The sequence below is a fragment of the Pseudonocardia spirodelae genome, from assembly GCF_037727765.1.
In the GTDB taxonomy this organism is placed as follows: Bacteria; Actinomycetota; Actinomycetes; order Mycobacteriales; family Pseudonocardiaceae; genus Pseudonocardia; species Pseudonocardia spirodelae.
In genome coordinates, this window is record NZ_JBBJUP010000001.1 from 263,054 (window position 1) to 274,815 (window position 11,762).

7 protein-coding genes are annotated in these 11,762 nt (G+C 76.3%); all 7 read left to right on the forward strand.

Annotated features, from left to right (window positions below):
• Positions 1–420: 420 nt before the first annotated feature.
• From WJX68_RS01255 to WJX68_RS01285, 7 genes are read left to right on the forward strand one after another with little or no spacing between them, the layout of a single operon-like run.
• Complete coding sequence (locus tag WJX68_RS01255; protein ID WP_340285602.1) at positions 421–3,120, forward strand: Pls/PosA family non-ribosomal peptide synthetase; 2,700 nt, start codon at positions 421–423, stop codon at positions 3,118–3,120.
• Positions 3,117–5,642: an amino acid adenylation domain-containing protein gene (locus tag WJX68_RS01260; protein ID WP_340285603.1), complete on the forward strand. Its 2,526-nt coding sequence runs from the start codon at positions 3,117–3,119 to the stop codon at positions 5,640–5,642. The genes WJX68_RS01255 and WJX68_RS01260 overlap by 4 nt, the downstream gene beginning before the upstream one ends.
• Positions 5,643–5,664: 22 nt before the next feature.
• Positions 5,665–6,639 (forward strand): TauD/TfdA family dioxygenase, encoded by a 975-nt coding sequence (locus tag WJX68_RS01265; RefSeq protein ID WP_340285604.1) that lies wholly within the window; start codon positions 5,665–5,667, stop codon positions 6,637–6,639.
• On the forward strand, positions 6,639–7,676 hold the full coding sequence (sbnB, locus tag WJX68_RS01270; protein ID WP_340285605.1) for a 2,3-diaminopropionate biosynthesis protein SbnB: 1,038 nt from the start codon (positions 6,639–6,641) through the stop codon (positions 7,674–7,676). Before WJX68_RS01265 ends, sbnB begins: the two co-directional genes overlap by 1 nt.
• A gap of 30 nt (positions 7,677–7,706) precedes the next feature.
• Positions 7,707–8,726, forward strand: a complete 1,020-nt coding sequence (gene sbnA / locus WJX68_RS01275; RefSeq protein ID WP_340285606.1) for a 2,3-diaminopropionate biosynthesis protein SbnA — start codon at positions 7,707–7,709, stop codon at positions 8,724–8,726.
• Positions 8,726–10,660, forward strand: a complete 1,935-nt coding sequence (locus WJX68_RS01280; RefSeq protein ID WP_340285607.1) for a hypothetical protein — start codon at positions 8,726–8,728, stop codon at positions 10,658–10,660. Before sbnA ends, WJX68_RS01280 begins: the two co-directional genes overlap by 1 nt.
• Positions 10,657–11,754: an FAD-dependent oxidoreductase gene (locus tag WJX68_RS01285; protein ID WP_340285608.1), complete on the forward strand. Its 1,098-nt coding sequence runs from the start codon at positions 10,657–10,659 to the stop codon at positions 11,752–11,754. The genes WJX68_RS01280 and WJX68_RS01285 overlap by 4 nt, the downstream gene beginning before the upstream one ends.
• Positions 11,755–11,762: the final 8 nt, after the last annotated feature.

An 11,762-nucleotide genomic window follows, 5' to 3' on the forward strand; every position in this document is an offset into this window, starting at 1 on the left:
GGTGTCATCGGACGAGTGAATCACCCCGGGTCGCCCGCCGCGGCCGTTCCCGGTGGGCCGCAACCCGTCACACGACCGCGGCGCGTCGAGTGACGTGCGTCACATTCGGTCTCACGTCGAACTGCCCGGCGACGAGTACCGAAAACACAGCATCGGGACGTGCGGCAGGTCGCGTCCCCGCGACCGGGGCGCCCTCGACGCCGCGGTACGGATCATGCCGTGATGTCGGTGAAATCGTCGTGGAAACGGCGACACCTGTCGGAGAAAAATCGGTGTGTAACGCGGCAGAAATGATCGACGATTCCGACGGAGACAGGTTGGAACGGCCGGGGGATGACGATGCAGTCGAATGACGGGGTGGTGACCACTCGCCCTGTGCACGAACACGAATCGCGTGCGGCGAGCGGTTCCGTCCCGGCCGTGTCCGCCGCTTTCGAGGCGATCCTCACGGACCTGCTCGATGCGCCGATCGGGCCGGAGGACCACTTCTTCGTCGACGCCGGCGCGGACTCCATGCTGCTCGCCCGGTTCTGCGCGCGGGTCCGGCAGCGTCCCGACCTGCCGCACGTCGCGATGACCGACGTCTACGCCCACCCCACCGTCGCCGGACTGGCCGCGGCGCTGGCCCCCGCCCCGGCCGGGGCCGGGCGCGGCGTCGCGGCGGTGCGCGAGGGCTACCGGGCGATCCTCGCCGACCTGCTCGACGCCGAGGTCCCCGGCGACGCCGACGTGTTCGCCGACCTGGGTGCGGACTCCATGACGATGACCCGGTTCTGCGCCCGGGTCCGCCGCCGCGAGGACCTGCCCGACGTCGCGATGACCGACGTCTACGCCCACCCCACCGCGGCCGCCCTCGCCGTCGCGCTGGCCGGGGCGCCCGTGCCGCCGTCCGCGCCGCCGGTGACGGTCGAGCCGGTGCCGCCCGCGTCCACCCGGGCCTACGTGCTGTGCGGGGCCGCCCAGCTGCTCACCTTCGTCACCTTCGTCCTGGCCTACGGCACCGTGCTCGGCTACGCCTACCTCTGGATCGCCCAGGGGAGCGGGCTGGTCGCGGTCTACCTGCGCTCGCTGGCCGCGGTGACGCTGGCCTTCACGGTGTTCGCGGTGCTGCCGATCGCGGCCAAGTGGCTGCTCGTCGGGCGCTGGACCGAACGCGAGATCCCGCTCTGGAGCGCCGCCTACTTCCGGTTCTGGCTGGCCAGGACGCTGGTCCGGACCAACCCGCTGCTGCTGGTGGCGGCCGGGTCGCCGCTGCTGCCGCTGTACCTGCGCCTGCTGGGGGCCCGGATCGGGCCCGGTGTGGTGATGCTGTCGCGCATCGTCCCGGCCTGCCCGGACCTGCTGACCGTCGGCGCGCACACCGTGCTGCGCAAGGACTCGGTCATCACCGGCTACCGGGCCGAGCCGGGCCTGATCCGGACCGGCCGGGTGAGCATCGGCGAGCGCGTCGTGGTCGGCGAGGCCACCGTCATCGACATCGGCGCCACGATCGGCGACGGCGCACGGCTGGCCCACTCCTCCTCCCTGCACGCCGGCCAGACCGTCCCGGCCGGTGCGACCTGGTGGGGCACCCCGGCCCGGCCCGGCGGCGGGGACCCGGGCGCCGGGGTGTCGGCGCCGTGCGGGCGGCTGCGGCGCGCGGGCTACGCGCTCGGGCAGCTCGGCTGGCTGCTGCTGGTGTGGCTGCCGCTGGGCTACGGGGTGGCCGACGCGATGCTCGTCCGCGTCCCGACGCTGGCCAGCGTGCTCGGTCCCGACGTCGCCGACATCACCTCCCCGCAGCTGTGGGTCGACGCCGCCGTCACCGCGGCCGGGCTGCTCGTCGCCGGGCTCGCCGTCGGCCTGCTGGGTGCCGCGGTGGTCGCGCGCGTGCTGTCGCGCGGGCTCGTCGAGGGGCGCCCGTACCCGCTCTACGGTTTCCGGTACACGTTGCAGCGCACCGTGTTCCGGATCACCAACATCAAGTTCTTCACCTATCTGGCCGGGGACAGCTCCTACATCGTGGACTATCTGAGAATGATCGGCCACGATCTGCGCCGGACGCCGCAGACGGGGACGAACTTCGGGACCGCGGTGAAGCAGGAGACCCCGTTCGCCAGTTCCATCGGAACCGGGACGATGGTCGCCGACGGGCTGTCCATCATCAATGTCGACTACTCGGACACCGCATTCGTCGTGAACCGGACACGGATCGGGGCGAATTCGTTCTTCGGCAACCGGATCGCCTACCCGGCGGGGTCCCGGGCCGGCGACGACTGCCTGATCGCGACCAAGACGCACGTCCCCACCGACGGGCCGGTCCGCACCGGCGTCGGGCTGCTGGGGTCGCCGCCGTTCGAGATCCCCCGCACGGTCGCCCGCGACGCGACCTTCGGCCACCTGCACACCGGGCTCGACCTGCACGACCGGCTGCGCGCGAAGAACCGCTACAACCGCCACACCATCGCGCTGGCACTGCTGGTCCGGTGGGGGTCGCTGTTCGGGATCACCCTGCTGACGCTGGTGGTGGCCGAGCTGCTGGTGCCGCTGGGCCCGGTCGCGCTCGGCGTGCAGCTGCTGGTGTCGCTGCTGTTCACGATGGTGTACTCGATCGCGGTCGAGCGGCTGTCGGTCGCCGGGCGGCGCCGGCTGCGGCCGCGGTTCTGCTCGGTCTACGACCCGTACTTCTGGTGGCACGAGCGCTACTGGAAGCTCGTCGTGCAGGGCTGGGACCGGATGCTCGCCGGCACCCCGTTCAAGAACGTGGTCACCCGCGCCCTCGGCGTGGACATCGGCCGGCGCGTGTTCGACGACGGGTGCGGGATGACCGACCGCACCCTGGTCCGGATCGGCGACGACGTCGTCCTCAACGCCGGGTCGACCCTGCAGTGCCACTCCCAGGAGGACGGCACCTTCAAGTCCGGGCACATCACCGTCGGCTCGGGCGCCTGCCTCGACGTCGGCGCCTTCGTCCACTACGGCGCCGTGCTCGGCGACGCCGCCCGCGTCGGCTGCGACGCGTTCCTCATGAAGGGCGAGGAGGTCCCGGCCGGGGCCTTCTGGGAGGGCAACCCGGCCCGCGCCGCGGAGCGGCCCGCCCCCGTCCCGACCCCGCTGCTGAACGGAGAGACCGCACGATGACCGGCACGCTCGCCGCCGCCACGACCACGTCCGTCCCCGGCACCGCCCGCGACCACTGGGCGGCGGTGCTGCGCAGCGGTGGCGCCACCCCGGCCCCGGCCTGGACGACCTCCCCGCGCCCCGGTACCGCCGTGCACCGCGAGCCGCTCCCGCGCGACGCCGTGACCGCCCTCGCCGCGGTGACCGGCACCGAGCCGGGCGCCGTCCTGCTCGCCGCGCACGCCGCCGTCCTGGCCGCGCTGTCCGGCGACGCCGAGGTCACCGCCGGGGTCCCGGCCGGGGCCGGTGGCCCGCCGCTGCCGGTCGGGCTCGACACCGCACGCACCTGGTCCGCGCTGGTCGGCGCCGCCGCCGACGCACTGGCCGCGCTGCGCGCCCACCCCGCCCCCGACCTGCACGCCCTGGCCCGCGAGCTCGGGACGGCCGTGCCCTCCTTCGGGACGGTGCTCGACCCGGGCGCCGACCTGCGCGGCGAGGAGATCGGCCCCGGCGCCGTGGCGCGCACCGGCGCGCGCGGCGCGGACGCCCCGGCCGGGCCCGCCCTGCACCTGTCCGCGGCCGGGTCGACGCTGCGCCTGACCCACCGCCTCGACCGGCTCGACGGGGCCGCCGCCGCGCGGATCGCCGGCTACCACGTCACCGCACTGCGCCTGGCCGCCGCCGACCCCGACGCCCCCGTCCGCCCGTCCGCGCTGGTCGGGGCGCAGGAGCGCGCCGCACAGCTCGGCGACCTCGCCGGCCGCGCCCGCGACCTGCCCGACCGCCGCGTGCACGAGCTGCTCGCCGACCGGGCCGTCGTCGCACCGGACGAGGTCGTGGCCGAGCACGCGGGGCGGACCCTGACCCGCCACGAGCTGGAGGACCGGGCCGGGCGGGTCGCCCGCACCCTGCTCGACGGCGGCCTGGCCCCCGAGGAGGTCGTGGCCGTCGTGTGCGACCGCGATCTCGACTGGATGGTCGCGGTGCTCGCCGTGCTCCGCGCCGGCGGTGCCTACCTGCCGGTGGAGCCGCACTTCCCGGCCGAGCGGATCGCCCGCACCCTGGGCCGCGCGGGCTGCCGGGTCGCGCTCACCACCGACACCACCCGCGACCACCTGGACGAGGCCGGGGCCGCGACGACCGTGCTCACCGTCGCCGAGGCCGTCGCCGCCGCGCCCGCACCCGCACCGGCCGTCGAGGTGCCGGGCGACGGCCTGGCCTACCTGTACTTCACCTCCGGCTCGACCGGCGAGCCCAAGGGCGCGATGTGCGAGCACGCCGGGATGCTCAACCACCTGCTCGCCAAGATCGAGGACCTGGAGCTGGCGCCCGGCTGCGTCGTCGCCCAGACGGCGCCGCAGTGCTTCGACATCTCGCTGTGGCAGCTCGTCGCCGGGCCGCTCGCGGGCGGGCGCACGCTGCTGGTCGAGCAGGACGTGCTGCTCGACGTCCGGCGCTTCGTCGCCGCGCTGGCCGAGCACCGGGTCGGCGTGGCCCAGCTGGTGCCCAGCTACCTCGAGGTGGTGCTCACCTACCTGGAGGAGCACCCGACCGACCTGCCCGACCTGCGGATGGTCTCCGCGACCGGGGAGGCGCTCAAGCCGGAGCTGGTGCAGCGCTGGTTCCGGGTGCTGCCCGGGGTGCCGCTGGTCAACGCCTACGGCCTCACCGAGACCTCCGACGACACCAACCACGCCGTGCTGCGCTCCGCGCCCGCCGACGGCCGCGTCCCGCTCGGTGCGCCCGTGCCCGGCGTGAAGGTCTACGTCGTCGACCCCGACCTGCAGCCCGTCCCGCTCGGCGCGCCGGGGGAGATCGTGTTCTCCGGGGTGTGCGTGGGCCGCGGCTACGTCAACGACCCCGACCGCACGGCGGCCGCGTTCGGCCGCGACCCGCACCGGCCCGGACAGCGGCTCTACCGCAGCGGCGACCACGGCCGCTGGCGCCCGGACGGGCAGCTGGAGTTCCTCGGGCGGCGCGACAACCAGGTCAAGCTGCGCGGGTTCCGCATCGAGATCGGCGAGATCGAGAACGCGCTGCTGCGGGTGCCCGGCGTGCGCGACGCCTGCGTCGTCGTCGCGCAGACCCCCGGCGGTCCGCAGCTGGCCGCCTTCCACGCCGGCGACGGCCCGGACGCCGCGGGCGTGCGCGCGGAGCTCGCCCGCAGCCTGCCCGGCTACATGGTGCCGCCGGCGGTGCACCGGCTCGACCCGCTGCCCGTCACCGCCAACGGCAAGATCGACCGCAAGGCCCTCGCCGCCCGCGCGAGCGCCGCCGGGGCCGCAGCGGCCCCGGCGCCGTCCGGGGCGGACGCGGGCGAGCTCACCGCCGCACAGCGCCGCGTCGTCGACGCCGTGACACGGGTCCTCGACCTGCCCGCCGGGGCGGTCGGCCCGTCCGACGACTTCGCCGACCTGGGGGGCAGCTCGCTGTCCGCGGTGAAGCTCGTCATCGCACTCGAGCGGGCCGTCACGGTCCGCCAGGTGCTCGACCATCCCGTCCTGTCCGACCTCGCCGGGCTGCTCCCGGCCGACCCGCACTGACCACCACACCAGGGGGAACACGATGACCGGATCACTGCTGGGGGTGCGCCTGCATCCCGGACGACCGCCGCTGCTCGACGCCGGACCGGGCGGCGACGCCGCCGGCTGGTGCGACCGCCACGGCGACGACCTGCGCGACCTGCTCGACGAGCACGGGGTGGTGCTGGTGCGCGGGCTCGGCCTGCGCACCGTCGCCGACGTCTCCGGCGTGGCTGCCCGGCTGGGGACCGGCAGCTACGTCGAGCGGGAGGCCTTCGCGCCACGCGACCTGCTGTCCGACGGGGTCTACTCGGCGACGCCGTGGCCGTCCAAGCAGGTGATGTGCGCACACCACGAGCTGTCCTACGTCCTTCAGACCCCGGCGACGCTGCTGTTCGCCTGCCTGCGCGCCCCGCAGACCGGCGGCGCGACCACGCTGGTCGACACCGCCCGGGTCGCCGCGGACCTGCCCCCGGGGCTGGTCGACCGCGTCGAGCGTGAGGGGTGGGTCCTCACCCGCTCCTACGGCGACGACATCGGCGCGTCCTGGGAGCAGGCGTTCGGCACCGCCGACCGCGACGCCGTCGAGCGCTACTGCCGGGCCAACGCCATCGACACCGCGTGGACCCCCGACGGCGGCCTGCGCACCCGCCAGCGCCGCCACGGCGTGCTCGCGCACCCGGTGACCGGACGGCGGGTCTGGTTCAACCAGATCGCCTTCCTGTCCGAGTACGCGATGGACCCCGAGGTCCGCGAGTTCCTGCTGGAGATGCACGGCCCGGCCGGGCTGCCGTTCTCCACCCGCTTCGGCGACGGCAGCCCGGTCCCCGAGGCGGTCGTCGACGAGATCAACGCCGCGCACGACCGGCACGCCCTGCGTGTCCCGTGGGCCGACGGCGACCTGCTCGTGGTGGACAACCTGCGGTTCGCCCACGGCCGCGACCCCTACACCGGCGACCGGCACGTGGTCGTCGCCATGACCGACGGCGTCGCCGTCCCGTCCTTCGAGGTGGCCTGATGGACCCCGTGACCGTCCCCGGCTTCTCCGTGGTGCCCGGCGCCCAGGTGGCGCGGGCGCTGGCCGGGCGGGAGAAGGAGATCGTCGAGCTGGTCGAGGACACCTACCGGGTGCACGGCGCCGGTGCGACGGTCAACCCGCCGTCGTACTTCCTACGCTTCCCGGACCGTCCGAGCTCGCGGATCATCGCGCTGCCCGCCTCGCTGGGCGGCTCGGGTGATCAGGCCGGCGTCGACGGCATCAAGTGGATCTCGAGCTTCCCGGAGAACGTCGCCCGCGGCGTCCCCCGGGCCTCGGCGGTGCTGATCCTCAACGACCAGGTGACCGGCTACCCCTACGCCTGCCTGGAGAGCTCGATCATCTCCGCGACGCGCACCGCGGCGTCGGCGGCGTCGGCGGCCGACCGACTGTCGGCCGACCGGGCGCGCCCGCGCCGGGTCGGGTTCGTCGGCACCGGGCTGATCGCGCGCTACATCCACCAGTTCCTCGTCGGCACCGGCTGGAGCTTCGACGAGGTCGGGATCGTCGACCTGTCCGCCGAGTCCGCCGAGGGCTTCCGCGGGCACGTGCAGCGCACCGCCCCGGGCGAGGTCCGCATCCACGACTCGGCCGAGTCCCTGATCCGCGGCAGCGACCTGGTGATCTTCGCGACGGTCGCGGGCACGCCGCACGTGCACGACCCGGCCTGGTTCGACCACCACCCCCTTGTCCTGAACGTGTCGCTGCGCGACCTGTCCGCCGAAGTCGTCCTGAGCTCGTTCAACGTCCTCGACGACGTCGAGCACTGCCTCAAGGCCGACACCTCCCCGCACCTGGCCGAGCAGGCCACCGGCAACCGCGACTTCGTCGACGGGACGCTGGACCAGGTGCTCGACGGGACCCTCGCGGTCCCCGCCGACCGCACGGTCGTGTTCTCCCCGTTCGGGCTCGGGGTCCTCGACCTCGCCGTGGGCCGCTTCGTCCACGCCGAGGTCGCCCGCGCAGGCGAACTGCACACCGTCGACGACTTCTTCCACGAGCTGAGCCGGCACGGCTAGCTCACCACCACCGGTACAGGAGGATCGACGATGACCGTCATCTCCGCACCCGAGCAGTTCAACACCGACGACCTGTACGTGGACCTCACCGGCATCCTCGGCCGGTCGCTCTACCTCAAGTGCGAGGGCTTCAACTTCGCCGGTTCGGTCAAGCTGAAGGCCGCGCTGGGCATGGTCACCGACGCCGAGCGGGTCGGGCTGCTGCGGCCCGGCTCGATCCTGGTCGAGTCGTCCTCGGGCAACCTCGGCGTCGCCCTGGCGATGATCGCGGCCAGCCGCGGCTACCGCTTCGTCTGCATCACCGATCCGCGGTGCAACCCCGCCACGCACCGGCTGATGGAGGCACTGGGCGCCGACGTGCGCGTCGTCGACACCCCCGACGCCGCGGGCGGGTTCCTCGCCACCCGCATCGCGCTGGTCCGCTCGCTGGTCGACGCCGACGAGCGCTACGTGTGGCTCAACCAGTACGCCAACCCGGAGAACTGGGGCTCGCACCTGGTGAGCACCGGCCCGCAGATCGAGGCCGCGTTCCCCGACCTCGACGTCGTGTTCGTCGGCGCCGGCACCACGGGGACGCTGATGGGCTGCGCCCGCTACTTCCGGTCCCGGCCCCGCCGGGTCCGCGTGGTCGCGGTCGACTCCGCCGGGTCGGTCACCTTCGGCGACCGGCCCACGCCGCGGCTCATCCCGGGTCTGGGCACCAGCGTGCGCCCGGCGCTGCTCGACGAGTCCTTCGTGGACGACGTCGTGCACGTCTCCGAGCCCGACACCCTCGACGCCTGCCACCGGCTCGCCCGCCGCGGGTTCCTGTTCGGCGGGTCGACCGGCACGGTCGTCGCGGGGGCGGCGGACTGGCTGCGCCGCCACGGCGACGCCGGCACCACCGCCGTCGCGCTCGCCCCGGACATGGGGGAGCGCTACCTCGACACGGTCTACCGGCCGTCGTGGCTGGCGGAGCACTTCGGGGCCGACGCGGCCGCCGGGGTGCCGCGGCCGCGCCCGGAGACCGGCGTCGCCGACGGGCCGGCCCTGGTCGCGGGGACGTACTGATGGCCCGCACGAGGACGCCCCGCGCGCCGCTGGTCGTGCCGCGCCGGGACGGCGCGCCCGGCGGGGACGCCGACCGGCCCCGCCCCACGCCGTTCCGGCGCGAGAGCGGAGACTGCGCCGGCGCGGAACCCGCGACGACCGCGCTGCCCGCGGGTCCCACGCCACCCGCGCCGCCTGCGGCCCCGGCGACCGTCGGGGACCGGCCCCGCCGGGCCGGGCTGCAGGTGCCCGGCGCCGCGGCACGCACCGCCGAGCCGCGCGAGGCCGAGCACGGCGCGGTCGAGCAGGGCGGGGTCGACGCGACCCTGCCGGCCACGGGCACCGGACCGGAGTCCGCGACGGTCCGCACCTCGACGGTGGGGGGCGCGACCGGCGGGGACCGTCCGCGCACCTCCGAGCCGGACCCGGCGTGGGCACCGCCGGGCCCCGCCCACCGTCCCGTCCCGTCCGCCGCGACGGCGCCACCCGCGCCGCCGGCGGGCGGCCCCCCGGCGGCGACGCCGCAGGCCCCGCCGGTGAACGGGCGGACGAACGGCGGTGCGCCACCCGCCCGGGCCCTGCGCCCGGCGGCTCCGGTCGTGCCGTCGGTGCCGCCGCCGGTGCCGCCGTCGGTGCCGCCGCCCACCCCGTCGCGGCCGCCTGCCGTGCCGGAGCATCGGGACGGCAGTGCGCCGCCGCAGGCCCCGGTGCCACCCGTCGCGGGCCGGCCCGCCGCGGCCGACCGCAACGGCCCGCTGCGGGAGATCGGGGCGTCGCTGCGTCGCCGCCGCGGCCCCGTCGCCGGGGTCGTGCTGCTCGCCGCGGCCGGCGCCGCCGGACTCGCGGTGCTGTTCCCGCCGCCCACCGTCGCGACGACCTCGGTGCAGGTGGGCTCGGTCGGCACCGCCGACCCCGGGCCCGCCACCGCGCGGGCGCTCGCGGCCGCGGGCAGTGCCGCCTTCACCGACCGCGTCGCCGAGCTCACCGGCAGCACCGCGGCCGACCTGGCCGGGCGGCTCGTCGTCACCGCGCCGGAGCCCGGCGTGCTCGCCGTGCGCGCCACCGGCACCGACGCCGGGACCGCGACCGCGCTGGCCGGGGACGCCGTCACCGCGCTGCGCGAGCGGATCGGGGCGCTCGACTCCGCCGTCACGACCGCGGGCACCGCGCCGCTGCGCGCCGAGCTCGACCGGCGTGCCGCCGACGCCCAGGCCGCCGGGGCCACCGGCACCGACCCGGTCGCCGACCAGTTCGGCCGCGCGCTGGCCGACCGGACGGGGCAGGTGACCGTCGTCGTCGACGGGCCGGACCCGGTCGCCGCACCGGAGGTCCCGACGGCCTGGTGGACCGCCGGCGCCGCCGGTGCCGGAGCGCTCGCCGCGCTGCTGCTGGCCGGGCTCGGCGTCCCCGCGGTGCGCCGCGCCCGGGGCCTGCTGCCCGAGGCGCACCCCGACGACCGGCTCCGTGGCCGGCTCGACGTGCCGGTGCTCGCGCCCGGCTCCGCCCCGGACGCGGTCCCGCGCCTGGCCGGCGCCTACCGCGACCTGCTGCGCGGCGCCGAGCGGGTCACCGTCGTGCAGCTGACCCGCGAGCCCGCCTGCGACGTCGCGTCCGAGCTGGTCAAGGCGGCCGCGCTGGTCGGGGACGAGCGCGGCTACCGGGACCTGACGCCCGGTGCGCCCCGCACGCCCGCCCCGGAGGGACCGCACGTGCGGGCCCTGCGGGTCCCGCGGCTCTCGCACACCGACCTGCAGCTGCTGCGCGACGCCGGTCCGGCCGTGCTCGCCGTCGAGACCGCGGGGACCGGCGCGGACGAGGTCGTCACCGCGGTCGCCGCGCTGCGTGCCGTGGGCGCCCCACCGCTGCTGTGCCTGGTCTGGCCGGGACGGCTGCCGCGCGACCCCGCCCGCGTCCCGTTGCCCGCGGACGCCCGGACACGGCCGCACCACCCGTGACGACGCGAGCGGTGGAGTGCGCCGTCGTCGGGCTGGGCGTGCTCGGCGCCTCGTCGCTGCTCGCGCTGGCCCGCGCCGGTGTCTCCTGCGTCGGGCTGGAGTCCGGGCGGGTCGGGCACCCCGACGGCGGCTCCGGCGGCGAGACCCGGATCTTCCGGACCGCCGTCGGCGCCGGGCCCGAGCACGTCCGCCTGCTCGACCGCAGCCGTGAGCTGTGGACCGGGCTGCCCGGCGCGGCGTTCACCGCCTGCGGTGCGCTCACCGTCGGCCCGGCCGACGACCCGCGGGTGCGGGCGGTGGCGCTGCGCGGCCGCACGAGCGTGCTCGACCCGGCCGCGGCCGCCGAGCGCTGGCCGGGGCACCGCCTGCGCGACGGCGAGGTCGCCGTCCTGGACCCGGCCGGCGGCCTGATCACGGCCGGACCGGCGACCCGCGCGCTGGTCGACCGGGCCCGGCGGGCCGGGGCGGCGGTGCGCGAGGACACCACCGTGCTCGGGATCGGACGCCGCCGCGGCCGCGTCGTGCTGCACACCCTGGAGGGCGAGACGGTCGCCGACGCCGTCGTCCTCGCGACCGGGCACGCCGCCGTCCTGATGCCGGGGGTGCTCGACGTCGAGCAGCGCCGCGTCGTGCTGACCTGGTTCCCGGTGCGCGACCCGCGGCGCTTCGACGCCGCGCACTTCCCGCCGGGGCTGCACACCGGCGCGCCGGTCCACACGTTCTTCCCGGCCGTCGACGGTGCCACCGTCAAGATCAACCACCAGCAGCCGCAGCCGCGCGTCCACTCACCGGCCGACCACCACCCCGTCGTCGACGCCGGCTACGCCCGCACCTGGGCCGGTCCGGTCGCGCGCCGCTTCACCGGGATGTCGACGCGCCCGGTGCGCACCGAGTCCTACGTGGAGGGCTACACCGCGGCGCGCCGCGGCGTCGTCGCGCTCGGGTCGTGGTCGCCGCGGGTGGTGATGCTGGGCGGCTTCTCCGGGCAGGGCTTCAAGTACGCGCCCGCGGTCGGTGAGCTCGTGGCCGAGCTCGTGCGCACCGGCCGCAGCTCCAGCGCGGTGTTCGCGCCCGCGCTCGCCGTCGGCGGCTGAGCGGGCGC